Genomic DNA, 26,230 nt, shown 5'->3' with positions numbered 1-26,230 from the left:
CCTGGGGTTCCACCGAACGGCCCACAGCATGGCGAATCTGCCTGTAACTGCAACTACCCCGCCGATCCGCCTCCTCAGCGCGGACGCGGAGATCAAGGACACGAGCACCCATGAGCGAGAGCAACCAGACCGTCGTCTTCGTGGGGCTGGGCTACATCGGCCTGCCGACCGCCGTGACGCTGGCCAACAGCGGCGTGCGGGTCAAGGGCGTGGACGTGAACGAGTCGGTCGTGGAGCGCGTCTCCCGCGGCGAGGTCACGATCGTGGAGCCCGGACTGGAGGAGGAGCTGAAGCGCGCCGTGGACTCGGGTCAGTTCACCGCCTCCACCGAGATGCAGCACGGCGACGCCTTCGTGATCGCCGTGCCGACTCCCTTCAAGGACGATCACGTGGGCGACACCTCCTACATCGAGGCCGCCGCGCGCAATATCGCGCCGCTGCTCGAGGGCGACGAGCTCGTGATCCTGGAGTCGACCTCCCCGCCCCAGACCACGCAGCTGCTGGGCCGCGTGCTCACCGAGGCCCGCCCCGATCTCACCGTGGATCCGCAGGAGGCCGAGCAGGGCCAGAAGAAGCTCATCCACCTGGCCTACTGCCCCGAGCGCATCCTGCCCGGAAAGGCCATGGAGGAGCTCGTCACCAACGACCGCATCATCGGCGGCATGACCCCGGAGGCCGCCAAGCGCGGCAAGGCCGTGTACGCGACCTTCTGCCAGGGCGAGCTGCTGGAGACCGACGACGTCACCGCCGAGATGGCCAAGCTGACCGAGAACTCCTTCCGGGACGTCAACATCGCCTTCGCCAACGAGCTGTCCCTGATCTCGGACAAGCTGGGGATCGACGTGTGGGAGCTCATCGAGCTGGCCAACCACCACCCGCGCGTGAACATCCTGCAGCCCGGTCCCGGCGTGGGCGGGCACTGCATCGCCGTGGATCCGTGGTTCATCGTCTCCTCGGACCGCGAGAACTCGAATCTCATCCGCACGGCCCGCGAGGTCAACGACGGCAAGCCGCAGTGGGTCATCGACAAGGTCCGCGAGGCCGTGTCGCACCAGTCGGAGCCCACGGTGGCCACCCTGGGCCTGGCCTTCAAGGCGAACATTGACGACCTGCGCGAGTCCCCGGCGCTGAACATCACCAAGGACCTGGCCGAGGCGCTGCCGGAGGCGAAGATCCTGGCCGTGGAGCCGAACGTCTCGGAGCTGCCGAAGGCCCTGTCCGGTCTGGCGAACGTGGAGCTGGCCGAGCACGGGGAGGCCATCGAGCGCGCCGACGTGCTGCTGGTGCTCGTGGACCATGACGAGTTCAAGGCCGTTCCCGCCACCGCCCTGGCAGGCAAGACCGTGGTCGACACCAAGGGCCTCTGGCGCTGAGCCTGCGTCCGACCCACCGCTGACCCCCCGCAGAGGAACACCGCATGCCCCCCATCACCGTCCAGGAACTCCGCCGTCGCCTCTGGCATGTCAGGGGCGAGGCTGCTGCCAAGCTGGCACCTCGCGGCTACGGCGCTCAGGTCGAAGCCGATCCTGAGGCCGCAGGAGAGGACAGCAGGGGCGACGAGACGAGGCGGATGGAGGCTACACAGGGCCTTCGAGAGGCCTCGGAGGCGGCTCGCGTTGCCGGCGAGAGGTATCAGGCGGCGGACCAGCTCCGGAAGCTGACCCTGCAGGATCCGCAGGACAGCGCGGCCTGGTTCCTCTATGCCATGCGGCTGATCGAGCTGAAGGCCTACGACGCCTCCTTCGAGGCTCTGAAGAACAGCGTCGCCGTGCAGCCGGCGAACCTGGACGCGCTGGAGATGCTGGTCGATGCCGCGGCTGGCGACTCGGACCGCCAATCATCCGTCTCCGAGGCGATGGATGCGCTGACGGCGGTGCTCGCTGAACGCACGGACCAGCATCGTCGCTCGCTGGACCTGTTGGTCCCGGCCCGTCGCACTGCAGCGCTGGACATCCTCAGCCAGAGCCCGGACCGGGTCACGCGGGCCGTCGTGGGGCTGCACCGGTGTGACGCCGAGGATCCTGTCGCTCAGAAGCCGGCGTGGCTGGCCGACGACGAGTGGACCCTGGCGCAGCTGCTCTTCTGCCTGCAGCGCGGTCGGCGGACTCGAGCCCTTGAGCTGATCCGCGAGCTGCCCGATCGAGCGGTGCCGCGGTGGAGCCTGCGTCTGGCCATCCGTCGTGACCTGCGCGCCAACCGCCTGGACGGGGCGCGGCGCCTGCTGGCTGAGTTCACGCGACTGGAGCCCTCGGACTCCTGGGGTCGGAAGCAGAGCGCCAGACTGGCCAAGTCGACGGCGCCGACCAACTACCAGCTGGCCAAGCAGGGCTTCCCCTTCCCGCACCGACGCTCGGAGCCGGCATACGCTCCGGTCGCCGATCGTGTGTTCTACATGCTGCACAACTCCCTGCCGTACCACTCGGCCGGCTACAGCACGCGCACACACGGACTGCTTTCCGGGCTGAGGGGCCTGGGCTGGGACGTCCAGGGCGTCACTCGCCTGGGCTACCCCTATGACATGCCCAAGATGGCGGAACTGGGGGAGATCGCACCTGTGAACGTGGTGGATGGCATCCCCTATCACCGTCTGAGCACCACCCCGGGCATCGAGAAGAAGAGCCCCATCACGGAGTACGTGAAGCGCTATGTCGCCGCGCTCGAGGCCAAGGCGAAGGAGGAGAAGCCTGCGATCCTCCACGGGGCTTCCAATCACTGGAACGGTCTGGCCACTGTGGCTACGGCACATCGGCTCGGCATCCCGTCCATCTACGAGGTGCGCGGACTGTGGGAGGTCACGCGCGGTTCTCGGGACTTCGAATGGGCCAAGGGCGGCATGTATCGGTTCATGGCCCGAATGGAGGCGGACGCCGCGGCCAACGCCACCCATGTCCTGGCCATCACGCAGGCCCTCAAGGATGAGCTGATCAACCGCGGCGTGGACGGCGACAAGATCACGGTGGTTCCCAACGCGGTCGATGCCGAGCGCTTCACCCCGCAGCCGCGCGATGCCGAGCTCGAGGCTCAGCTCGGCTTCCAGGGCAAGACGGTGATCGGCTACATCGGCTCCGTGCTGGACTACGAGGGCCTGGGTCTGCTGATCGACGCCGCCGAGCGGATGCGATCCCAGCGCGACGACTTCGTGGTGATGATCGTGGGCGACGGCGCCGAGCTCGAGCGGTTCCAGTCCGAGGTCGAGGCCCGACAGCTGGGCGACGCGGTGCGCTTCCTCGGTCGGGTGCCCCACGAGGACGTGGAGCGCTACTACTCGCTCGTGGACATCGCTCCGTTCCCGCGGCTGCCGCTGCCGGTGTGCGAGATGGTCTCCCCGCTCAAGCCCTTCGAGGCTCTGGCCATGGGTAAGGCGATCGTCGCTTCCGACGTCGCGGCCCTGGCCGAGATCGTGCAGCCGGACGTCACGGGGCTGTTGCACCGCAAGGGGGACGTGGACGACCTGACGGCCAAGCTGACCGAGCTCGTCGAACGGCCTGAGCTGCGCCAGCAGCTCTCCAGCAATGGCCTCACCTGGGTGCGAGAGCATCGCCAGTGGAATGACATGGCCGAGCGAGTCTCGGAGATCTACATGGAGCTCGGCGCCTCGCGCCACCCGCATCTCTGACACAGCGGCCCCGACCTCTCAGCACATCTAGCACCTAATCCTGTCCGCGAAAGGCCAACCTATGTCCAGCTCAGACGGCTCCACCCAGGACTGCGACGGAACTCCGACCAGCAATGCATCATCGCCGGGCGCACACGAAGTGGATGCTGAGGTGAGCGTTCGTCAGTGCATAGGAGCCGGGTTCGAGAAGCGCCCCGACTTCAAGAAGCGAACCGAGGAGATCAAGTCGGGGGTCCTGCGTCTTGCGCCTCATGGACGGTGGGAGGCGGAGCGGCTCGACGACTGGACTGCGGACCCGTTCTCATCCCGGAACTGGCAGTTCCAACACCACGCCCTTCGGTGGTTGTCGCCTGTCCGTCACGCGGCTCAGGAAGGCGATGTAGCCGCGCATCAGCTGTGGTTCGACACCGTCCGTTCATGGATCACGGAGAACCCTCCCGGAACGTCCGCCTCCAAATACGCTTGGATGGACATGGCCGACGGCATGCGCGCTCAAGAGTTGGTGTTCGGGTGGTCCATAGCCCTCACCGATGACGAACAGGAGCTTCTGCGCGGATCCCTTAACGCTCACGGACGGTGGCTGGCGGATGATTCAAATCAGTCATCAGGAAACCATGCCCTGCATCAGAATACCGGCCTGTTTGTTGTGGCCAGTTTTCTTCGTCGACAAGACTGGCAACAACTGGCGCTAAGGCGAATGTCTGAGATTTTCACAGAATCATTCGATGTCAGCGGGGCGAACAACGAGGGGTCCATCCAGTATCACCAGCTCAATCTCGTGTGGTGGACCAAGGCGTGGGAGCGAGTGACGCTCGAGGGCCTGAGCATTCCGCCGGAGGTCGATGCGCGCCTGCGTAAAGCTGCTGAGTTCCTCGCCCATGCCACCCGTCCCGATGGGACGATGACGCCGATCGGCGACACGCATCTGCGCCGCACTTCGAGTGAGGGGTGGTCAGAGCTCGAGTACGCCTCTTCCCTGGGCACTGAGGGAGAAGCACCTGCGGCCACGGCCATCGTGGCTCCGAACGGTTTTGTGTTCGGGCGTACTGACTGGGGTGATCAGGATGGGTCGTTCACGGAGCAGACTCACTATTCGATCCGTTTCGGGCCGAGAGCTTCGCACCATGCGCACCAGGACCGTGGTGCGGTGACGCTGTATGCCGGAGCCAAGGATTGGGTGACGGACCCCGGATCCTACATCTATGAGCCGAAGGATTCATTTAGGAAATACCTTAAATCCCGAGAAGGTCACAATGTTCTCGTTATTGAAGGGCGGGAGTATGATCCTGAAGGTTCGGTTGATCTTGAAAATTACTCGATCGATGACAGTGCCCACGATTTCCAGTTGGTGGACAGGAACTATCGCGGTGTAGCGGTTCGGCGACGAATCGTCTTTCTTCCTGGGCTAGATATTCTGGTGGTTCTGGACGCCATTGAGGCGGACGAAGCCATCACGGCTCGCCAGCTATGGCATGTGGAACCTGGCGTAAAGCCAAGGTTCCGCGACCACGGCGTCGAGATGCAGGAACGGTCTGGGAAGCGGATGACACTGAACTGGCTCGGGCAGTGGGGACAGCCGAAGGTCACTTATGCGGACGACAAATCGTCGGTTGGATGGGTTTCCCGTGCTTGGGGAGAAAAGGAGCCTGCGGCCGTTGCCGAGACTTCCATGAAGGCTCGCCGAGGCATGATCGCAGCAGTCTTAGGCGACTCGACGAAGGACGTCTGGGCCATCGAGTCGAGTCGTACTCGACCTACGGAGACTTGGCTTCGAATCATCCGGTTCGGAAAGGTATGGAACGTGACGATCGGGGAGGGAAAGGTCGAAATCCTTCTTGATGAAGCACGCACGGCGTCGCTCAATCAGTCCGGGGTCGAGGACGATATTGCCTCGACGCGCGAGGAAGCATGGATCAAGCAGCGGTTCGCCCAGCTTGAGCGTCAGGTCACGGATGGTCTCACGCGGGCCTCGTTGCCGACTGGTGCGGACGCTGACGGGGAACGAATCGCCAATCTGGAGGCCAGGCTTACCGCCGCCGAGACGCACATTTCTGAGGTGAAGGCGTCGGGAGAGGCCGCGCTGGTGCGTGAGAAGAAGCGCGCAGCTGCGATATTGGCCGTCGTTCCGGAATGGATCCCTGCCGAGGCAATCCTCGGCTCGTTGACGCTTCGAGAAGTAGTCCCTTACGTAGAGGATCCGCTCTATCTCTACAAGATATGGAATTCTGGTGATGCTGGCCGGCTCATGAACCTGGCTCAGCGACGCAGGCTCTCGAAGGCCCTGTATCAGCGGGGGTACTACGCCTACAGCTTGGAGATTCTACGTGGTGTGGCAATCGCCTCTGGCAAAGATGGCGATCAGCGCATAGTGGATGTCCGCGGCTCGGAGCTGGCCCTGTTGCGCGGCGAGCTGATCGGCGTATGCGAACCGCCGGAGGAAGACTCGTATCACCCTGAGACTGGGCGTATTCTCCATATCGGGGGGAAGGCCCTTCCCGAGACGCAGACGGGTTACACGCTGCGTACCCACTACTTAGCTCAGGCGCAGTCGGAGAAGGGCTATGACGTCCACGTCATGCGCCAGGCCGGTGCCGGCGTGGAGACCCTCGGTGAGTCCTCCGTGGTCCGCGATGGCGTGACCTATCACCTGCCGGACGGGCCGGCCAGAGGCACCGTGAACTGGGCTGCGTGGCTGCAAGCGAACACCGACGCCCTGCGGGATGTGGTGGAGGAGGTGCGGCCGAGTCTGCTGCACTGCCACTCGGACTACATCAATCAGCTGATCGCCAGGCCTGTGGCCGACGCCTATGGTCTGCCCCTGATTTACGAGAGTCGCGGATTCTGGGAGGAGTCCTGGCTCTCGCGCGTAGAGACCTCCGTCGGCCGTCCCCTGGAGGCCGACTACCAGCGCTACGGATACCCCGATGCCTACACGCTGCGGCATGAGCGCGAGAACCAGGCCCGAGCCAGCAGCGACCACGTGACGACGCTGGCCGAGGTCATGCGCGAGCACATCATCGACCGCGGTGAGGACCCGGAGCGCATCTCCGTGACGCCCAACGGCGTGCTGCCCTCCGATTTCCCCGTCGTGGAGCCGGACCTGGAGCTGAAGGACAGACTGGACATCCCGAGGGAGGTCCCTGTCATCGGCTACATCACCTCCGTGGTGGAGTACGAGGGCATCGACACGCTCGTCGAGGCCTTCGCGCAGATGACGAATCAAGGCGTGGAAGCCCGGCTTCTGCTCGTCGGAGATGGACCCGTTCGCAAGGCGCTGCAGGAGCAGGCCAGGAACCTGGGCATCGCCGAGCGCTGCTGCTTCACCGGTCGCATTCCCCATGAGGAGGTTCTCGACTACTACAGCATCATCGACCTCTTCGTGGTGCCGCGGAAGAACCGGGCAGTCTGCCGCTTGGTGACGCCGCTCAAGCCGTTCGAGGCGTTCTCCACCGGGCGAGCAGTGGTGGTTTCGGACGTCGACGCGCTGCGGGAGATCGCCGGGCAGTCCGGCGCGGCCGCGACCTTCCGAGCAGAGGATCCCAATGATCTGGCACAGCTGCTGAGCCGTCTGCTCGAGGATCCGCAGGCACGAGCGGAGATGTCGGAGAAGGGCGCTGCCTGGGTCCGTGCGGAGCGGTCCTGGCGCTCCATCGCCGATCGCTACGACGCGCCGTACCGCGGGCTCGACGTCCGCTTCTTCCGTGAGCTGGCCCGCTGCCCCCAGCAGGCCCCGGATGCTGAGGCAGCTCGTGAGCGCCGCCGCCGTTCGCACATCGAGAACCGCGGGCAGGCCGTCGAGCTGCTGCAGCTCCACGGCGAGGACGGGATCCCCACGGACTCCGAGCGCGCACGTCAGACCGTGGAGACGGGCTGGGCGGCCTATGGATTCGATCCCGTCCCGCTGGACATGCCGATCGACTGGCGCAGCGTCGGCCCCGGTGATCGATCATGGCGGATGCACTTCCACTGCTGGGAGTTCATGCACGCACCGCTCATGGAGTGGTCGAGGACGGGGGATCCCGCCCTGGCTCGCTGGGCCGTGGACCGGGCGCTGTCCTGGATCGCCGAGTTCGGCGACATCGATGACGACTCCACCATGGCCTGGTACGACATGGCCATCGCGTACCGGACGATGGTCCTCATCACGCTGCTGCGGATCGCCGAGGTCGAGGACGAGGTGACCGACGCGGAGTACGCGCAGCTGCTGCGCTTCGCCCTGCGCCAGCGCGACGCGCACTGGGAGAAGAAGGCTTTCAATCCCAGGAACAACCACGGCTACTACTCGGCGGTGAGCCAGCTCGTGCTGGGTCGTGAGCTGACGGACCTTCCCGGGATGGCGCCTCTCCGGGCGCAGGGAGAGCAGCGGCTCCGTCTCATGACGGAAGGCCAGTTCATGGCCGACGGCGGTCACAGCGAGCACTCCCCGGACTACCACCGGATGCTCCTGAGCGGATTCGACGCCGCGCTGGCCGCGGGCGTCATCGACGATCCTCGAGTGTCGTCGATCATCTCCGCAGCAGCGGACGCCCTGGGCTGGATGATCCAGCCCGACGGCTGCCTCGTCCAGTTCGGCGATTCCGCCCAGCGCCAGATGGTCGACAAGGGGCTCACCTCGTCCTCGCCGACGACCACGTGGGTACTCTCCGGAGGGGTGGAGGGCTCCGCGCCGGTGGACCGTGCGCTCGTGCTCCCCGACACGGGCTACGTCTTCATCCGGGAGCCGCAGGCCGATGCCCGAGGCCGCTTCGACCGCGACTCGTATCTGGCGTTCACCTCCGCGTTCCATTCCAGGGCGCACAAGCACTGCGACGACAACACCATGGTGTGGTTCGAGGACGGCCAGCAGATCCTCTGCGATGGCGGGCGCTATCGGTACGGGGAGCTGCTGCCCCCGGATTCTCCGTTGCGCGAGAAGGGCTTCTACTACGCCGATCCGATCCGTCAGTACATGGAGACCTGCGGACCCCACTCCACGGTGAGCCTCGACAGCGACATGCACGACCGTCGTCGGGAGCCGCACGGGTCCGGGCTGGTGAGCGCCTCTCAGGACGAGACGGGCCGCCATCTCATCACCGCGCGGACACCGCACACCTTCTGGGCGCATCAGCGAGACGTCGAGTATCTCCCGGGCCAGGAGCTGGTGGTCCTCGATCGAGTCGAGATGCCCTCGGACGAGCAGCACGAGGTACGGCTCTGGTGGCATTTCGACGGTGAGCTGGATCTCCAGGTCCAGGACCAGAAGCTCGTGCTGCGCTCTGCGAAGTGGGCCGGGCGCCGCCTCGAGGTCACCTCGGAGGCACCCGGGGACCCGCAGATCCTCCACGGCTCGGAGGAGCCGATCGGGGGCTGGCGCTCCCGGAAGGACCGCGTGAAGGAGGCTTCGTGGAGCGTCTGCTGGCAGCTGCCGGCAGCCGGAGCGTGGGAAGGCCGGACGACCATGGTCTTCGTCGACGACCAGCAGTGACCGCATCCCGGGGGCCGGCCGCATCGGCGGCCCGCCTCCGGGACCGCGCCATCGAGACCCCACGAGGCCAGGAGGAAGCATGAACACGAATATCGTCGCCGTCGCCAAGCGCCCCGACGCCGTCGAGGAGACGCGCCGACGGATGTCGGCAGCCATCGACTACGTCAAAGAGATCTTCGGCTCTGCGCAGGATCATGAGCTCCAGCGAGGACTGACCTCTGCGTACAACGCGGATCGGATGGCCCGGACCTGGACGGTCCCCACCTGGTTCGAGGTCGACGGCTTCCAATACGGCGTGAACCAGCCGCCGATCCCCTCCGATGTCCGAGTCGGTCCGGCCGAGCTGCCCGCCGTGGTCCACGATCGGGTGAACGGCGCGGGGCGTCCGTCGTCGTTCCTCATGAACCACTGGGGCTACTCCGTGGCCCCGGACGGCGCCGTCCGGGTCTGGACGGACCTGGTGGGCTTCGGGCGCGCCTATGTCGTGGAGACCGACGATCGCATCGTCGTGAGCAATCACATCGGAGCGTTGGCGTTCTTCCTCGACGGGCCGCTGGAGATCGATGACCGCGGCGTGGGCATGTTCGCCAACTTCGGGTGGTTCACCGAGGAGCACTCCCCGTACCTCGGCATCCGTCGACTGCCGCGGGCCACGATGCTCGACGTCGATGCCGAGGGCCGGATCTCCCGTAGCGAGTACGAGACCCTGAACGAGCTGACGGGGGAGAGGGACCAGCCAGCTGACTTCGACGCGGTCGTCGACGAGAGCCGCACGGCGGCCTGGAACATCGACGCCCTCAGCTCGCCGATCGCCACGGTCTATCTCAGCGGCGGCCAGGACTCCCGTATGACGGCCGGTCTGTGGCTCTCGGGCGGTGCGCAGGCCAAGGTCACGACGCTGGGCACCCTGCCCAAGGAGACCGAGATCGCCCAGGACCTCATGCAGCGGCTGGGCCGCGTCACGGACCTGGCCGCTCAGGGGGTGGCCCACCGGATCGTGGAGCCGACCTCCTCCGAGGTCACGATGAGCCTTCCCGAGCGGCTGAGCAATGCTCACCTCATGTGGGACGGCGACGCCGCTCCGACGAACATGAAGCGCAACCTGCGTGTGGCCGGCCCCGGCGGGGCGCTGTCGATCGGAGGGACCAACGGCGAGATCACGCACGGGTACTTCTACAGCCGTCCTGGGCTCAGGGAGCGCATCGAGGGCCTGCCGCATCCGCTGAAGCAGCTCAACAGGGTGTACCCGGGCACTGCGACGACTGCAGCGGTGCGCGAGCAGCTCGAGGACTTCTTCGACGCGGAGTACGAGGCCATCGCCGCTGGAGGCTCTCCGGGGCTCCAGAGCCTGGACGTCTACTACTTCCGGGAGAAGCTGCGCCGCTGGCACAACCAGTCCCTCACCACGACGAGCGTGGTGCTGCTCGGGTCGCACGCGTACATCCGCATGGCCTTCGACCTGACGATCCCGGAGCGCATCGAGAAGCGGGCGCCCAAGGAGATCGCTCGGCGCGCGGTGCCCCAATGGGACGGCCTCCCGTATTACAAGGCCACCAAGGACGAGTCGCAGATCGCCACCCGGAAGGGGCTGCGCACCTGGTCGATCGACACCGAGGTCTTCAATGAGGTCCTGGACGCACCTCGGATCTGGTCCCGGTACCTGAGCTGGGAGCAGCTCGAGTCGTTCCGCAGGCTCATCCCCGAGGGCAAGGCCTTCGCCTCCCACGAGTCGTGGCTGAACCGGGCGATCTGGATCGATTCCATCGATGACCATCGCCAGCGCCTGAATCGCCGAACCGCGGCGGTCAGGAGGTCGGCATGAGCGACCACGGCCTGACTGCACGGATCCTCCAGGGGAGCTCACCGCTCGAAGCGCTGATGTCCCATGAGCTCTACCTCCGCCCTCGACGCGACGACGAGGACGTGCGGCGTCAGCTGCGCTCCGGGGAGGCAGCCGTCGGCGGCGCGGTCCTGCACGGAGGCCCTACCGGGATCTGGGATCAGATCGCAGCCGAGGACCGCAAGGTCGGCCTCGCCGTGAACTCCCTCCGCTTCCTCGATGCTCTGCGCCGTGACGGTGCGCAGCCCGGCGATCGCGACCTGTGGCTGCACTACGTGCGCGGGTGGCAGGCGTGGGCGCCGACGGCGCGAGAGGCAGGCCTCGATTCCTTCCTGCCTGCCAGTCAGCGGGCGGTCGTCCTGGCCGCAGGGCTGAGCTCCCTGTGGCCGTCGCCGCAGGAGAGGCCATCGGAGATCGTCGAGCTCCTCGGGGAGCATCGGTCGGTCTTCACGGAGAAGCTGCGCACGGGGCGGGTGCACCTCGTGGAAGAGGCCGTGATCCGAGGTGCGGCTTCGATGTCGTGCGGGCCTCGCCCCTCGACCGATGCAGCGGCGGTGCTCGCCGAGTTCGTCGCCAGGTACATCGGCTCCGGCCTGGCGCCCGGGGGCGGCATCGGTGCGGTGACCGAGACGACGCGGCGCTGGGTGGATCTCTATCAGTCGATCCACGACATGCTGGACGACGACGCTGACGAGCTCGAGGAGCCCGCCGAGCTGCGTGAGCGCTCGGAGAGCGCCTTGAGCGCCCTGTGGACGCACGGCACCCTGCCGACCGGGAGCCTGCTCCCCTCGGGTTCGCTCGGGGCCCAGGCGTCGTGGGATGACCGGTCGCCGCGAACCTCTGCGGAGCGCTACGCCGCGTCGGCCAGCGACGAGGGCGAAGCCGCCGACGAGCTGGTCCACGTCGATCCCAGCGGCTGGGCGTTCGTCCGCCGCGGCTGGGGCGAGACCGAGCTGGACTTCGACCAGGAGACGTTCTTCTCGCTGCGCTCCGGGCGACTGGAGTCGCCGGGACGGGACCACGACAACTCGGCCCTGTGGCTGACTGCTCGTGGCGTGACGTGGTTCGCAGATCGCCCGGGCGCGGAGGGTTCGGAGTGGCAGGACCGCAGCCATCATTCCTGCGTGGACGTGGACGCCCGCTACCGGACGCTCAGCGATGCCGAGGTGACTCGGGAGCGGGTGACGGCAGACTGCGTCGATCTCGAGGTGAGGGACCGGGCCTTCCTCCCCGTCGCTCTGACCCGGCGAGTCGTCTACTCCCGCAGCGGGGACTTCCTCGTGGTGGTGGATCAGGTCCGCAGCGCCGATGCGCACACCGGACGACAGCACTGGATCATCCCTCCGGGGTGCGCTGTGGAGGTCTCCGAGGGCCATGCGGCGATCACTCGAGGGCCGGAGTCGTGCCGGCTGATCTGGCTCAACGTGCCCGCCGTGCTGCCGAGCGTGGCGGAGCTCGGCGACGGCTGGCAGCGGATCGCCGTCCCCTTCTCGGCAGCTTCCACACGGCTCATCACCGCCGTCGTCCCTGCCCCTGCACAGGAGAGCATCGACTGCCGGCGCACGCCGATGGAGGACGGTGCGATCAGCGTCAGCCTGCGCCGGCCTCGGCACGCTGAGCAGCTGATCATCACCAAGGAGGGCGCGGGCGTCGGACCGGTGGATGAGGATAGCGCCGAGCTCTCGCAGCGCGTGACGCGCAATGCCCTGAACGGCGGGATCACCCCGGAGGAGGAGGATGCTCTCCGGCAGCAGATCCGAGCGCAGATCGCCGAGGTCAAGCAGCGGATCCGCTCGGAGGGAGGCGGGACGCAGCTGCGGTCGGAAGCGCTCGAAGACCTGCTGGAGATCGCCCGAGATCATCAGGTGGAGGGTCTGCGGGACTTCGGACTCGGTGCCGCCCTCATCGACGTCGCAGGCGCGGATCTGCGCCCGAGGATCGCCGCACATCACTTGGTCAACGGACGCAAGCGCAGCCCGCTCATCTCGTGGGACGATCAGTCGCCGCTGGACCACGACTTCTATGCGGTGCCGATCCGGACCCGCTCGGAGGTGTGTGCGGAGCTGGACACGGACCTGACCCGACAGATGCTCACCATCGACACGGGGCAGCTTGTGCTCCCGTTCCTGCTGAGCACTGTCTCCAGCGGACGCACTCTGAGCGTCATGTTCCATGGGGCCACTGACCGATCCCGCAATGCGCTGCCGCGCTTCGAGCGCATGCGCTCGATGGAGGGAGGCTCCTCCGGCCCGGTCCTCTTCGTCTCGGATCCCTGCTTGGACCTGGACGCGAGTCAGATCCTGACGTGGTACGCGGGTGATGAGCAACTGAACCTCCACCGGCTGATCGCACGGCAGGCAGAGGCCTATGCGGACGCGCTGGGGTGCGACCGCATCCTCTTCGTGGGCAACTCCGGTGGCGGCTTCGCGGCCCTGCAGTGCGCGTCCTACTCGACCCGGTCGGCCGTCGTCACCTTCAACCCGCAGATCCAGGTGGATCGCTACGTTCCGCGCATCGCCCGGACAGCCCAGGAGGTGCTGTTCGGCCGGGAGTCGGTGGCCGACGACCCCGAGCTGCGTGCTCGCATGGACCTCATCGAGAGGTATCGCGAGATCGGCTTCGCCAAGCGGGTGTTCTTCATCCAGAACACCGGCGACGAGATGCACTACGAGAGCCACTGCAAGCCGTTCTCCGAGGCATGGGCCGCCGAAGGCGAGTTGTCCGACCTGGGGCTGGTGACCCCGTACCTGGGTGCCGGGCATCGTGTGCCGCCGCCCGATGAGTACATGGCGCTGGTCCGAGAAGGGGAGGCCTTCGTCTTCTCCGACTGAGGAGCTGCTGGTGCTCGGGCCAGCCCCTCACGTCCGTCGCGGTTCTGGGCAGGTGAGGGGCAGGCGCCTGCGTGATGACTCGCGCGGCGGCCTCAGCCCTCGTTCAGGATCTCGAGGGTCTTCTCCTTCGACATCGGATTGTGGCCCTGCACCTCGTTGAAGTACATGTGCAGCGAGAAGTCCGCGCAGATCTCGGGGTTCTCGCGCAGGAAGGCCTGGGTCACGGGAAGCTGGACGTCGCGGTCGTGCGCTGATGCCATGTTCACCCAGTAGTCCACACGGGCTCGTGTGCCGCTGTCGGCGAGATTCTGCAGGCAGATCGCCCGCTTGGGCATGCGCTCACGGACCTGCTGGGCGTTGCGACCCGGGAAGCGTGATTCCAGTACGGGCTTCACCTGATGCGCATGCCAGCGCGTCCAGTCGATCTGCGGATTGTTCACCACGGCACGAGCCTGCCGGTCATAGGCCAGTTCCAGCAGCGTGGCGAAGCCGCCCGCCGATGACCCGTAGTAGAGCCGCTGGTGAGGGAGGGGCGTGCCCAGAACCCGGCTCAGACGGACGATCGCCATGACGATCTCCTTCACGCGCCACTGCGGGTGGGGCAGCTGGAGCCAGTTGATCGGCATCGCCTGCTCGCCCACGGTGCCGGGATCACAGACATAGATCTGATGCGCCTGGATGTCCATCCACCACGACGAGCGCTGGAAGACGGGCCGGCGTGCCGAGCGCTCCAGGTTCACGGCGCCGTTGTTGAGCACCACGAGTCTCTCGGCGCTGTCGCGCCGCACCACGAGCAGGGGAAGAACCACCCCGCCCAGGTCGACATTCATCCGATACGGCTCATCCACCGGGATGGTGGTCGGGGCCAGCGTCGACAGCTCGTCGAGACCCAGGCGATGCGCGTCGTCCTCTGTGACGAGATAGGTCATATGGGTCCTTGCAATCCGGGGGGGGGGGGGGAATGGAGACGCACCTCGGGTGCACGGGCGTCTCAGCCCTCCGGCTGGGCCTCCGGATCGAAGTCCGCCATCCGCTCGCCCACGCCGAACAGCTGCGCGATCGCGGCCACGGTGCGCTCGGCGGCGCGGCCGTCGCCGTAGGGGTTCACGGCATTGGCCATCGAGTCGTAGATGGCGCCGTTGTGCAGCAGGGTGGAGACCTCCTCCACGATGCGCTCCTCGTCGGTGCCGATCAGCTTGACGGTGCCGGCGGTGACGGCCTCGGGGCGCTCCGTGTTCTCGCGCATGACCAGCACGGGCTTGCCCAGGGAGGGAGCCTCCTCCTGGACGCCGCCGGAGTCGGTGAGCACCACGTGGGAGACGCCCAGCAGGCGGGTGAACTCGCCGTAGGCCAGCGGCTCGGTGACCAGGACGTTGTCCAGGCCCTCCAGGGCCGGCAGCACGGCCTCGCGCACCACGGGGTTGCGGTGGGCCGGCAGCACGATGGTCAGCTCGGGCTCGTCGCGGGCGATCGGGCCAGGGCGCGGCCCACGCCGCGCATGGCATCGCCCTGGTTCTCGCGGCGGTGCGTGGTGACCAGCAGGACGCGGCGCCCGGAGGCGGCAAGCTCCTCCAGCGCCGGGTCGGTGAACGGCAGCTGCTGGGCCACGGTGTGGTGCAGGGCGTCGATCACGGTGTTGCCGGTGACCACGATGTCGTCGCCGTTGATCGACTCCGCGGTCAGGTTGCGCTTGGAGATGTCGGTGGGGGCCAGGTGCAGGGAGGTGATCTGGGAGGTCATCTTGCGGTTGGCCTCCTCCGGGAACGGGGAGAACAGGTCGAAGGAGCGCAGACCGGCTTCGGCGTGGATCACGGGAATCCCGCGGTAGAACGCGGCGATCGCACCGGCGGTGGAGGTGGTGGTGTCGCCCTGGACGACGACGGCGTCCGGGGCGTTGTGCTCGAAGATCGCATCGAGGCCTTCGACGGTGCGGGTGAGCACGCCGTTGAGGGTCTGGCGGGGGCGGATGATGTTGAGGTCGTGATCCGGGGTGATGTCGAAGATCTCGTTGACCTGATCGAGCATCTCGCGGTGCTGGCCGGTCACGGTCACCACGCACTGGAACTCGTCGGAGTCCTGCAGGGCCTTCACGATCGGGGCCATCTTGATGGCCTCCGGGCGGGTTCCGTAGATCGGCATCACGGTCAGCGGCATCGGTGACTCTTTCACTCATCGGCGGGTGGGATCCGTCACCAAGGATGTCATACGGCTGTCCCCGATTCGGGGTGGCGACGGCCATGGGTGGGGCGCGTCGTGCCCGAAGGCTCGCGGTTCAGAGCTGGATGAGCCCGGCCTTGTGAGCGGCGATGACCAGCTGCAGCCGGTCGCGGACCTGGAATTTGGACACCATGTTCGTCACGTGCAGCTTCACGGACTTCTCGGACAGGACCATGAGCTCGGCGATCTCCCGGTTGCTGTGCCCTTCGGCCAGGTGGTTGAGCACCTCGGACTCGCGGGCCGTCAGCGTGACGGAGGCGGGCAGGCTGGCCCGGTTGTCCGATTCGCGCAGATGCCCCACCACCGCCTCGAGGGCCTGAGGGGAGAGCTGGGTGCGTCCGGCCACGGCCTCGCGCACCGCGGAGAGCAGCCGCTCGGGCGGATCGGACTTCAGGACGTAGCCCAGGGCGCCGGCGCGCAGGGCGGGAACGACGGCCTCCCGGGAGGTGAACGTCGTGATCATCACCACGTGAGTGCACGGCAGGAGCCGAAGCACCTCGGCGACGGCCTCGACGCCGTCCACGCGCGGCATCTGTATGTCCATCAGGATGATGTCCGGACGCAGGGTCTCGGCCATCTGCACGGCCGCGCGCCCATCCGCGGCGGTCCCCACGACCTGCATGTCAGGGGCGCTGTTCACATAGATGGAGATGGTCTCGCGGACGACGGCCTCGTCATCGGCGATCAGCACGCTCAGCAGCTCGTCGGAGCCGGGCTCCGGAGACTGATCCGTGGTCATCGCTGCTCCAAATCTGTCCGACGGCCGAGCTGTGGGCCGGGACGGCCGACATCGGCCAGGTCGCCGATCATCGTAACGACGGAGGCCGAGCGACAGACAGCCGTCGCAGGGTCTCAAGTGTGGACAAGTACATGCACTCAACGACATCCCGCTGACCGATGGATAATATCGCTGCAGCATCAATCGGAAGCGTCGGGCCTGGTCGTGGGCCCCTTGGGAGGGCAGTGAGGGTGATCCAGGCTGCTGCGGTGAGTGGGCCATGAGGGCCGATCTGCTCGAGCCTCCCCGGCTCTGGCGACGCTTCACCGCAGCCGTGGACAGCCGATGGCCGGAGCTGGCCGACTCCGCGGTCCTCGCCCCTCCTGTTCCGTTCCGAGCGGCCATGCTGCTGATCGTCCTGGTCTTCCTGGGGCTGCAGGTCATCAGCAGCCTCATGGGGCAGGCCTGGCTGAGCGGGCAGGCGCTGTCCTTCACGCTGATCGTCATCTTCCTGCCGCTGATCTGCGTGTGGATCAACCGCGGTCTGTGCGTCGTGGCTCTGACCGTGGCCTATGCCATGGTGCTGCTCAGCCAGCAGCCGATCGCTGTGGTCGCCCCGGCGATCATCTGCTGCGTCATCCTGTGCATGTGGAACCGCTGGGGCGTGGGCATGCTGCTGATGCTCGCCCAGCTCACGGCGGCCCTGTCCCTGGTGGGGCTCGGAGACACCGTCACCATCCGCATGCAGGCGTTCCTGCTCGCCTTCATGATCTTCGCCGGCTCAGCCGTGGGCTGGACCATCCGCTTCTTCCGCTGCCGGACCCGGCTCACCCAGCTGCGGGTCGCCCAGCTGGAGACCGAGGTGGCCGGAGTGCGCTCGGCCGAGCGCCGGGACCTGGCTCGCGAGCTGCACGACCTCGTGGCCCACGACGTCACGGCCACCGCGCTGCGGGCCAATGCCGGGCTGCTCTCCGGGGAGCCGCAGGTGCAGCGCCGGGTGCTGCAGGACATCGCCGACGGGGCCTCGGGCACCATCGAGGACCTGCGCCGCATGGTCTCGGCCCTGCAGGAGGAGGCGGGGGAGGCCACCGCGCTCGAGGACGGGATCGCTCCCCAGCACCAGGCGCTGCGCACCGATCAGACCGGTGCGCAGCGTCCCACTGCGCCCACGGACTCCATGGAGACCGCCCTCGACCGGTGTCGTCAGCTGCTCGAGGACGCCGGATTCGACCGGGTCGAGATCACCCGCGGAGACGGCTGGGAGGAGATCGCCACGAGCGTGCGGTCCCTGTGCCAGCGCGTGCTGCGTGAGGCCACCGCCAACGCCATCCGCCACGGGATCCCAAGCGCGCCGGTGAGCCTCAGCGCCAGCCTCGAGACCACGCCGCAGGGCCCCTCGATCGCGGTGATCCGGGTGCGCAACCTGGTCCGCGATGCCCGCAGCCGCAGCGCCCGACTGCCCCGGGAGATCTTCCTGGAGGGCGGCCTCGGACTGGTCGGCCTGAGCGAGCGCGTGGACATCTTCGGCGGCGAGCTGAGCTTCGGGCGCCAGCTGGACACCTGGGAGCTCATGGCCCGGATCCCGCTGCAGGAGGCGGATCGGCGTGCTTGAGGGGCGCGGCGCTGCAGGGCCGCGCCGAAGACGACAGAGAACGAGCACCGCAGGACGTGACTGAGATTTTCACACCGGACAGTGATCTGGATTACAGCATGAATCCGCGCAGGCCGAGCGCCCCCATCGCTGGAGCGCATGCCTCCGCGACGGAGCAGAGGACGCTCGGGACGGCGTCGTGGACATCCGAGGAGAGGTTCGGGAGATGACACCTCTGAACAGGGCATCGATCGACGTGGTGATGCGGGTCGACGACCCCGCCGGGCGACCGATCGAGATCGACCGGGACGTCGTGCGCCGGTCCTACATGGCGCTGAAGGCCATGGCTCGCACGCTCTACGCCCACCATCGTCCTCGGGAGCGGTTCCCGGAGGAGGGCCTGAGCATGAGCTTCTACGAGCCCGGCCCCGGTGCCGTCGTGTTCGAGGCGCAGGTCGCCGCCGATGTGCGAGGACGCGCCGGTGATCAGCCGACGCCGCTGGGCGCCGGCAATCCGGAGCCCGTCCGCACCGCGGAGCAGGCCCTGCGCCTGAGCGTCCTCGGGCTCGTGGAGATCGTGCGGGCCTTCGGCTTCGTGCTGGCCGCGCCGCAGACCGTGCGGGAGGTGCGCTGTGGTCACGTGGACCTGACCGAGGCCGACGACGGCCAGCACCTGCGCGTCTCGCCGGAGGTCGACTACGGGCTGATGCACGGCAGCTTCGACGCCCAGATGCGGGAGTTTCTCTCCGGGCTGACGCGGGAGGGAGTGGGTGCCGTCTCCCTGGCCTACGGGGCGGAGGCCAAGCGCAGCCGGATCCAGCACATGGTCGTCGCGACCGATCGCGTCCTGGAGTTCGTGCGCGGGGCGCAGGTGCAGCGCCCGATCGACCGGCTGAGCACCGATCCCGATCCCGACCCGGAGCCCGGCGCCGGCTTGGACCCCGACGCGAAGCCCGGCGCCGCCTGAGGCGGCCGCAGCTTCAGAGCAGGGGGCCGGGCGGCGGCATCCGCACATCGGTGCGTCGGCCGCGGTCCTCAGGACCCACATCGCTCTGGGCGGGACGGGGGAGGTCCTCGCGCGGAGTGCGCGTGACCAGAGGCAGCAGCGGATCCTCGACCCGCGGCACGGAGTCGAAGATCGTGGCCGGGTGCATCTCCCGCACCCGCTCCCACATGTTCGCCGGCACCTCCATGACCGTGGCGCCCTCGCGCGTGTAGGGCCCCTTGCCCTGCACGAAGGTGATCGTGGAGTCGTCCTGCTCGAAGAGGTGCTTCAGGTCCTCTGCAGCGGCCTGGGCCTGCCGCGACGAGCGGAGGATCGCGAAGATATTGGTCGGCACCCGCATCACGTGCCGATCGTCCGTGACCATGGGCACGAGGTCCAGCTCATCCGCTGCGGTGCCCACCACCACGGACTTGGCCCCCAGGATGATCGGCAGCATCTGCACGCCCGAGAGCACCGTCTCCACGGCCTCGCGCAGCTTGTCCTCCAGCACCGAGATCTCGTCGACGCGGCGCGGCGAGAGCAGCCGACGGTGCAGCGGACGGGCGTCGCGGATGGAGGCCAGCAGGTCGTAGGCGCCGGGCTCGCGGATCGACAGGAGCACGCGCACCGGCTCTTCGCCGGCCACGTCCACACCGTCGAACTGGAGGCCTTCTCGCACCAGGGCGGCGTACCCTCGGCGGATCCTCTCGCGCTGCTGCGCGGACAGCTTCAGCGGGCGGCCGTGGCGCACGGCTTCGAGGCTCATGGGCTCCGAGACGAGCATGGGAGCGGAGTCGAAGTCCGGCATGGGAGACCTCATCTTGTGCCTGCGGAAGGATCCGCACGGGTGGGAGGACACGCCTCATCCAGCGGGTCGCGCGACGATGAGGGGCCGGCATCGGCCGGGGGGGGGGGGCAGTCCGTCCGATGCACGACGGTATCGACGTTACTGGCTGGTCTGGAGCGAAGTCGCCCCACAAGCCCGTCGAACTGGGTGAGGCTTCAAGTTTCGTGCCCGTCTGTGTGGACGGCGCGGACGAGATCGGACCACGTGAACACACACCAGCAGAGGTGGGCAGAGGCGGGCGCGCGATGGATCGGGTCAGCCGAGCTCACCGTGTGCGTCGTCTGCGCTCACGCAGCGAGGAGACGACCCGGCGCACTCTGGGGGTGGCCGTGGAGGCCGCCAGATACGCCGAGAGCACCCCGACCGTTCCGGTCCCGCCGATCATCAGCGGGACGTGGAAGCGGCCGTAGCGCTGCGGCTCGGAGGCCACCACGTGGGACATGCCGTTGATCGTCGCCGCGATCACCGCGCCGGCGATGACCTGGTGGCCGATGCGCTCGCCGCGGTTGAGCAGAGGCTCGAGCTCGTCCGCGCGCAGATGGACGTCGAATCCGCCGTTCTCCAGCACGGACATGATCCGTCGGATGACGTCGGGGGAGTCCTGGCCCAGCTGGACCGCCTCTTCCACCAGCCCGCGCACCCGGTGCAGCAGCGCCTCGGGCGAGACGCGGCGCAGCACGAACTGGCGGGCGAACGGGCGGATCACGGAGATCAGGTCGAAGTCGGGATCCAGGCCCTTGCCGATCGACTCGGCGGTGATCACCATGCGCAGGAACAGCGCCGAATCGCGCGGCAGGCGCAGCCTATGGCGGCGCAGGCAGGCCACCAGGTCGGACAGCAGCGCCGCCATCCGCACCTCGGCCAGGGGCCGGTCGGCGTAGCTGCGGATCATGGATTCGACATCGCGGTCCAGGGCGGCGCGGTCCAGGTTCTCCGGGGCGCGGTCGGTGAGCTTGAGCAGCCCGGTGGTGGCGCGACGGGCATTGCCCTGGGAGACGCCTACGAGCATGGTCACCAGGGCATCGCGGAACTCCTCCGAGAGGCTGCCGACCATGCCGAAGTCGATCATGGCGATCGAGCCGTCGGAGTGGATGAACAGGTTCCCCGGGTGCGGATCGGCGTGGAAGAAGCCGTGGACGAAGATCATCTGGCACAGGATCTCCGTGGCCGTCACGGCCAGCTGGTGGCGATCGACCCCGGCGGCGTCCAGGGCCGTGTGATCCGTGATCTTCATGCCGGACATGCGCTCGGTGGTCAGCACCCTTGACGAGGTCGCCTGCCACACCACAGCGGGCACGATCAGCGACGGATGCCCCGCGAACAGCTCGCGCATCCGCTCCGTGCTGCGGGCCTCGGCCAGGTAGTCGAGCTCATCGCGCATGGAGGCGGCGAACTGATCCACCAGCGCGGTCAGGTCCTGATCGCCCACGCCCGGCCAGTAGCGCGTGATCAGCACGGCGAGCTCGCGCAGCACCTCCAGGTCGCGGTTGACGGTGTCCACGATCCCCGGGCGGCGGATCTTCACGACGACGTCCATGCCGTCGTAGACCGCGGTGTGGGCCTGCCCGATCGAGCCGGTGGCCAGCGGGACGGGGTCGATGTGGCGCAGTATCTCCTCTGCGGCGGTGTCCGGCTCCTGCTCGAGCAGCTCGCGGATGCGATCCGGCGGGATCGGCGGGGACGAGTCCTGGAGGCGGGCCAGCTCGCGCGCGTACTCCTGAGGCAGCAGGTCCGGGCGCGTGGAGGCCAGCTGGCCGAGCTTCACGAACGTGGGCCCGAGCTCCTCGAGCGCCAGGCGCAGGTGGACGGGCTGCGGGCGCAGCTTGTCCGGGTCCACCAGGCGCACGCGCTCCAGCGGGGCGCGCCATTCGGGCTTGAGGCCCGCCAGCACGAAGCCGAAGCCGTGCTGGGAGAGGACCTCCAGGATCTGGAAGAGCCGTTCGCGCCGCGAGAGCATTCCGGGGCTGGTCAGGATTCGTTCGGCGTCTTGTCGCGCTGCGCAGGCTCGGCGACGGTGGGGATGTCATCGCGCGTGTCCGGCCCGGTGCCGACCTGCTGCCGCGCGTCGTCGTCGAGCCCGGCGCTGTCCTGCTCGGAGCGCCGCGTGGACCCGGTCATGACCGAGCGCAGGTAGAAGGCCATCAGACCGGCCGCCAGGGCGGCGATCAGGCACAGGGCGGTCACCAGCGGCTCACGACCCACGAAGATCAGCCCGAGCACCACAAGGGCCGCGGTGATCGCCAGCAGGCCCACGAAGGTGCCGTCGGGACGACCGCCCTGGACCTGGCGCCCGCCGCCGGCGCGCTCGGCCTGCGATCCTGAGCGCTGGGCTCGCGACGAGCCGCGGCCCGAGGCTCTGGGGGCGCGCTTGGGGGACTGCGTGTCCTCCTGCTCGCCGCGACCGGCCAGCCCGGGGAACGCGCCGCGAGACGTCTCCGCGGTGCCTGCGGCCTCACCGGAGCGACGGCGCCAGCGCGACGGCCGCGCAGCCTCGAGCTCGGAGGGAACGTAGGCGTTCGGGACGCGGTAGCTGTCCGCCTCGGGCTCCAGCGGGAGGAACTCGCGCGGGAGGCGCTCGAACCACTCGTCCGGGATCATGTCCGGGCGCGCCGCCTGCACGGTCAGCGAGACCTCGTAGGAGGTGCCGCGGATCGTGCCCCAGGCGGCAGTGAGCAGGTCGTGGTCGAAGGCGTGGCGGATCACCGGGATGAAGACCTCGGACAGCTGCGTGGACAGCCGTCCCACGACCTGGCGCTGGTGCAGCACTTCCACGATGTCCACGTGCTCGCCGGCAGGGGTGCGGACCTGGTTGACCTCCAGGGTCAGCATGACCCGGCCCTCGCCGGTGCGCGGCAGGACGGAATGCAGGTACTCGGCGTGCTGCGACTCGTCGAGCACCTTGATGGAGGAGCCCTGCGGCAGGACGGTGGCCCGCTGCGGGGCCGAGTTCAGGGGGAAGAGCAGGTCCGGGGCGGCCAGGTCCAGGCGCAGGTCGGCATCGACCTCCGTGAAGTCGTCGGCGGCCACCAGGGAGGCCTTCAGGTGCGCCGTGGCCACGGCGTCGTAGCCGGAGGCGACCACGCGGGTGATCGAGGGCCAGTAGCGCTCGGCGTCCTGCGGCGCCAGGTGCCCCACCCGCTGGCCGTTGATGCGCACCGTGATGGTGGTGGGGTCCACGGGGTGGTCCGGCTCGGGGACCAGGACGGCGGGGCCGTCATAGCTGCGGGGGGTGCCGAGGGGGAGGTCGCCGAAGACGCGGATGATCTCCGCGTCGTAGAAGTTCTCGGTCACGACCTGCAGAGATCCCCGATCGTTCAGGGGGTAGTCGGCCATCGTCTTCCTCTGCCTCTGGGGCGCGCTCCGGGCGCTGCCATCCGCTGCTGCCGGGGACAGTCGGTCTCCCGGTCCCGCCAGTCTGTCACGAGGCGGCGTCTGAGCCGGGGATTGCGGGGCTGTCGGCTGGGACGTCATGGGCGTCGGCCTCAGGGCCTGGCTGCTGCCTGGGCCCGCAGCCTCCGGGCGAGCTCGTCGCGGCACTCGATCACGATCCGGCGCAGGGCCGGATCGGCCTGGGCGTGCTCGTCCAGCCACTGCCCGCTGCGCCGCAGGATCGGATCCTGCTCGGGATCGGCCCCCGGGGACAGGTCAGCCGCGGCCGGGAAGAGGCCGCGGACCAGGCGGGTGGCCATGCCGATGGAGCGCTGGGACCACTCGGGCTCGATGACCTCGAAGTAGCGCGTCCGGTACGGGGCCAGCAGGTCCGGGCTGCCGAGCTGGAAGCCCTCGATCGTAGCGGAGAGCAGGTCGTTGGTCAGCTCGTGGCCCAGGATCTCCGCCCACGCCAGGTCCTTGGCGCGTGCGGTGGGCCGTGCCGCGTTCGTGCGGGCCCGACCGATCTGGGAGATGCGGGAGGCGTCGCGCTCGGACTCGCGCAGGATCGAGGAGTCCACGGCGTGGTTGGTGGCCACCAGGCCGGTCAGCAGGGACCAGCGCAGGGCAGGGCCCAGGTGCAGACCGGGGATCACGACCTCCCCGCTGAGGAGGTCCTGGGTCAGGCCGTGGGCGGCGCCGTCGCGGTGGCTGAGGCGGGCCAGGGAGGAGGCCAGGCTGCGCTGGCGGTCCGAGCCGGGCTCGGCGGCTTGCAGCTGCCCGATCACCCGCTCCATCAGCCGGCCGCGGATCTGGGGGCGGCGTCGTGCCGGCAGGTACGACTCCAGGGCCTCCTCCGCCTGGCCGAGCACCGTGGTGAACACGGCCTCGTCGGACTCGACGAACAGGTGCTCGATCACCGCCGCGACGAAGTCCTCCGGGTCCAGGCGGGCCTGGCGGACATCGGTCCACAGCGCGGACCACACCACGGCTCGGGCCATGGGGTCCGGGATCGACGACAGCCGGGCCAGCTGATCCTCCCGCGTGGGCTGATCGACCACGATCTCGGCGAAGTCCAGGTCGCGGTCGTTGACCACCAGCACGCCGTCGGCACCTGCCAGATGCGGCAGCTCGTGGGCCGTGCGCCCGGACAGGGTGAGCTCGACGGTGCGCTGGGGCTCCTGCGCGGCCCCCCACACGGAGACGGCGAGCTGGTGATCGCGCTCGGAGGCGGGGTCGTGGACGGTGCCCTCCGGGGTCAGGGAGGCCGAAACCAGGGCCCCGTCGGGATCGCGGTGGGTCTGCAGCCGCAGGACGGTGGCTCCGGTGGTGGCCAGCCAGTCGCGGGCCCAGGAGGCCGTGTCCCGCTCGGAGGACTCCTGGAGCACGGCCAGGAAGTCCTCGAGGCGCGCGGAGCCGAACGCGTGACGGCGGAAGTAGACCCGGCATGCACGCGTGAAGTCCTCGAGGCCCACGAAGGCCACGAGCTGCTTGAGGGCGGCCGCCCCCTTGGCGTAGGTGATGCCGTCGAAGTTCTGCTTGGCCGCTGCCACGTCCGGCACGTCGGCCACGATCGGATGCGTGGTCGACAGGGCGTCCTGGCGGTAGGCCCAGGCCTTGCGCCCCACGGCGAAGCCCGCCCAGGCCTCGGTGAACTGCGTGGCGCTGACCGAGGCGTGGGCTCCCATGAACTCGGCGAAGGACTCCTTGAGCCACAGGTCCTCCCACCAGTGGATGGCCACCAGGTCCCCGAACCACATGTGCGCCATCTCGTGCAGGATCGTGTTCGCGCGGCCCGCCAGCTGCTGGCGGCTGGCGCCGTCCGGGAAGAGATAGTCCTCGGTGAAGGTGACCAGCCCGGGGTTCTCCATGGCGCCCAGGTTGTACTCCGGGACGAAGGCCTGCTCGTAGGTGTCGAACGGGTACGCCATGTCGAACAGGTCGGTGAAGAAGTCGAGGCCCTGCCGGGTGATCGTGAAGATCTCCTCGGCGTCCAGGTGCTCGGCCATCGAGGCGCGGCACCACAGGTGCAGGGGCAGGTGCTGCGGGCGCTGAGGAGCCGAGGACTCCCACGACGACTCGGCGCTGACATACGCCCCGGCCAGCACCGAGGTCAGGTAGGCCGGGATCGGCAACGTGGGGGAGAACTCGTGGCGGGTCGCAGCTGAGCCGTCCTGCGCCGGAGTGCTGACCGGCGTGCCGTTGGAGCGCGCTGCCCACTGCTGCGGGGCGGTGAGGCGGAAGACCCACTCGGCGCGCAGATCCGGCTGATCGAAGCACGGCATCACGCGGTGGGCATCGGCCGGCTCGTACTGCGTGTAGAGATAGACCTCGCCGTCCTGCGGGTCGGTGTATCGGTGCATGCCCTCCCCGGAGCGGGAGTAGAGGGCCTCGCCGCGCACGCGCACCCGGTTCTGGGGCTGCAGGCCCTCCAGGCGCAGACGGTCCTCGGCGAAGGCGGCGGCGATCTCCTCGGCGCTGAGGCTGCGGCCGTTGATCTCCAGCTCCAGGACCTCGCCGGTGAAGTCCAGGAACGTCTCATCGGGGCCGTCGGCCCGGTCGAAGGAGAAGGTCCAGGCCACCTCCACGGGGAAGGTGCGGCGCGCGGCATCCGGGGCGCCGGTGAGGTCGAGGTCGACCTCGCATCGGTGCGGGTGCACGCGCTCAGTGCGATCGGCTGCTTCTTCACGGGTCAGGCTGGGAGTCGGCACGGACCCATCCTAGGGACAGCTCACCGGTGCCCGTCATCCCG

At 68.3% G+C, this 26,230-nt stretch carries 13 protein-coding genes and 1 pseudogene; 7 read left to right on the top strand and 7 right to left on the bottom strand.

All coding sequences use genetic code 11. The annotated features are described in order from the left end of the window. The first annotated feature begins 110 nt into the window (after positions 1 to 110). The 5 genes from wecC to OVA15_RS04730 all read left to right on the top strand — a co-directional run bounded on the left by wecC (position 111) and on the right by OVA15_RS04730 (position 13,751). Positions 111 to 1,373 carry a UDP-N-acetyl-D-mannosamine dehydrogenase gene (wecC, locus tag OVA15_RS04750; protein ID WP_268143425.1) on the top strand — a complete coding sequence of 421 codons (1,263 nt, stop codon included), beginning with the start codon at positions 111 to 113 and terminating at the stop codon, positions 1,371 to 1,373. Between the two features lie 44 nt (positions 1,374 to 1,417). Further along, positions 1,418 to 3,616 (top strand): glycosyltransferase, encoded by a 2,199-nt coding sequence (locus tag OVA15_RS04745; protein WP_268143423.1) that lies wholly within the window; start codon positions 1,418 to 1,420, stop codon positions 3,614 to 3,616. A gap of 151 nt (positions 3,617 to 3,767) precedes the next feature. Next, a complete protein-coding gene (locus OVA15_RS04740) occupies positions 3,768 to 9,080 on the top strand; it encodes a heparinase II/III domain-containing protein (RefSeq protein WP_268143421.1) in 5,313 nt (1,770 codons plus the stop codon). Between the two features lie 79 nt (positions 9,081 to 9,159). Continuing rightward, positions 9,160 to 10,902 carry a hypothetical protein gene (locus OVA15_RS04735; RefSeq protein ID WP_053447445.1) on the top strand — a complete coding sequence of 581 codons (1,743 nt, stop codon included), beginning with the start codon at positions 9,160 to 9,162 and terminating at the stop codon, positions 10,900 to 10,902. Then, complete coding sequence (locus tag OVA15_RS04730) at positions 10,899 to 13,751, top strand: hypothetical protein (protein ID WP_268143419.1); 2,853 nt, start codon at positions 10,899 to 10,901, stop codon at positions 13,749 to 13,751. Before OVA15_RS04735 ends, OVA15_RS04730 begins: the two co-directional genes overlap by 4 nt. A 92-nt stretch (positions 13,752 to 13,843) precedes the next feature. Here OVA15_RS04730 and OVA15_RS04725 read toward each other — a convergent pair whose 3' ends face one another. The 3 genes and pseudogenes from OVA15_RS04725 to OVA15_RS04715 all read right to left on the bottom strand — a co-directional run bounded on the left by OVA15_RS04725 (position 13,844) and on the right by OVA15_RS04715 (position 16,707). Further along, positions 13,844 to 14,680, bottom strand: a complete 837-nt coding sequence (locus tag OVA15_RS04725; RefSeq protein ID WP_053447443.1) for a hypothetical protein — start codon at positions 14,678 to 14,680, stop codon at positions 13,844 to 13,846. 62 nt (positions 14,681 to 14,742) lie between these two features. After that, positions 14,743 to 15,905 (bottom strand): annotated as a pseudogene (gene wecB / locus OVA15_RS04720) (non-hydrolyzing UDP-N-acetylglucosamine 2-epimerase). Positions 15,906 to 16,023: 118 nt separating this feature from the next. After that, a complete protein-coding gene (locus tag OVA15_RS04715; protein ID WP_259871066.1) occupies positions 16,024 to 16,707 on the bottom strand; it encodes a response regulator in 684 nt (227 codons plus the stop codon). Between the two features lie 259 nt (positions 16,708 to 16,966). Here OVA15_RS04715 and OVA15_RS04710 point away from each other — a divergent pair, with 259 nt between their 5' ends. Beyond that, positions 16,967 to 18,298 (top strand): sensor histidine kinase, encoded by a 1,332-nt coding sequence (locus tag OVA15_RS04710; protein ID WP_268143416.1) that lies wholly within the window; start codon positions 16,967 to 16,969, stop codon positions 18,296 to 18,298. Positions 18,299 to 18,503: 205 nt separating this feature from the next. Further along, a complete protein-coding gene (locus OVA15_RS04705) occupies positions 18,504 to 19,244 on the top strand; it encodes a hypothetical protein (protein WP_268143414.1) in 741 nt (246 codons plus the stop codon). Between the two features lie 13 nt (positions 19,245 to 19,257). Here OVA15_RS04705 and OVA15_RS04700 read toward each other — a convergent pair whose 3' ends face one another. From OVA15_RS04700 to pepN, 4 genes are all read right to left on the bottom strand, one after another. Then, positions 19,258 to 20,070 (bottom strand): hypothetical protein, encoded by an 813-nt coding sequence (locus OVA15_RS04700; protein ID WP_268143412.1) that lies wholly within the window; start codon positions 20,068 to 20,070, stop codon positions 19,258 to 19,260. Positions 20,071 to 20,374: 304 nt separating this feature from the next. Further along, on the bottom strand, positions 20,375 to 22,066 hold the full coding sequence (locus tag OVA15_RS04695) for an ABC1 kinase family protein (RefSeq protein ID WP_204781801.1): 1,692 nt from the start codon (positions 22,064 to 22,066) through the stop codon (positions 20,375 to 20,377). 11 nt (positions 22,067 to 22,077) lie between these two features. Then, positions 22,078 to 23,442 (bottom strand): hypothetical protein, encoded by a 1,365-nt coding sequence (locus OVA15_RS04690; protein ID WP_268143410.1) that lies wholly within the window; start codon positions 23,440 to 23,442, stop codon positions 22,078 to 22,080. 149 nt (positions 23,443 to 23,591) lie between these two features. Continuing rightward, a complete protein-coding gene (gene pepN, locus OVA15_RS04685; RefSeq protein ID WP_268143408.1) occupies positions 23,592 to 26,189 on the bottom strand; it encodes an aminopeptidase N in 2,598 nt (865 codons plus the stop codon). Positions 26,190 to 26,230 lie beyond the last annotated feature (41 nt).

Source organism: Kocuria sp. SL71 (assembly GCF_026672465.1).
In the GTDB taxonomy this organism is placed as follows: Bacteria; Actinomycetota; Actinomycetes; order Actinomycetales; family Micrococcaceae; genus Kocuria; species Kocuria palustris.
Note: the sequence above shows the minus strand (reverse complement) of the source record. Positions and strands in the feature narration are given on the sequence as shown.

Coding starts and splice junctions, on each gene's coding strand:
- wecC (WP_268143425.1), top strand. CDS start 111: ATGAGCGAGAGCAACCAGACCGTCGTCTTCGTGGGGCTGGGCTACATC.
- OVA15_RS04745 (WP_268143423.1), top strand. CDS start 1,418: ATGCCCCCCATCACCGTCCAGGAACTCCGCCGTCGCCTCTGGCATGTC.
- OVA15_RS04735 (WP_053447445.1), top strand. CDS start 9,160: ATGAACACGAATATCGTCGCCGTCGCCAAGCGCCCCGACGCCGTCGAG.
- OVA15_RS04730 (WP_268143419.1), top strand. CDS start 10,899: ATGAGCGACCACGGCCTGACTGCACGGATCCTCCAGGGGAGCTCACCG.
- OVA15_RS04725 (WP_053447443.1), bottom strand. CDS start 14,680: ATGACCTATCTCGTCACAGAGGACGACGCGCATCGCCTGGGTCTCGAC.
- OVA15_RS04715 (WP_259871066.1), bottom strand. CDS start 16,707: ATGACCACGGATCAGTCTCCGGAGCCCGGCTCCGACGAGCTGCTGAGC.
- OVA15_RS04710 (WP_268143416.1), top strand. CDS start 16,967: ATGAGGGCCGATCTGCTCGAGCCTCCCCGGCTCTGGCGACGCTTCACC.
- OVA15_RS04705 (WP_268143414.1), top strand. CDS start 18,504: ATGACACCTCTGAACAGGGCATCGATCGACGTGGTGATGCGGGTCGAC.
- OVA15_RS04700 (WP_268143412.1), bottom strand. CDS start 20,070: ATGCCGGACTTCGACTCCGCTCCCATGCTCGTCTCGGAGCCCATGAGC.
- OVA15_RS04695 (WP_204781801.1), bottom strand. CDS start 22,066: ATGCTCTCGCGGCGCGAACGGCTCTTCCAGATCCTGGAGGTCCTCTCC.
- OVA15_RS04690 (WP_268143410.1), bottom strand. CDS start 23,442: ATGGCCGACTACCCCCTGAACGATCGGGGATCTCTGCAGGTCGTGACC.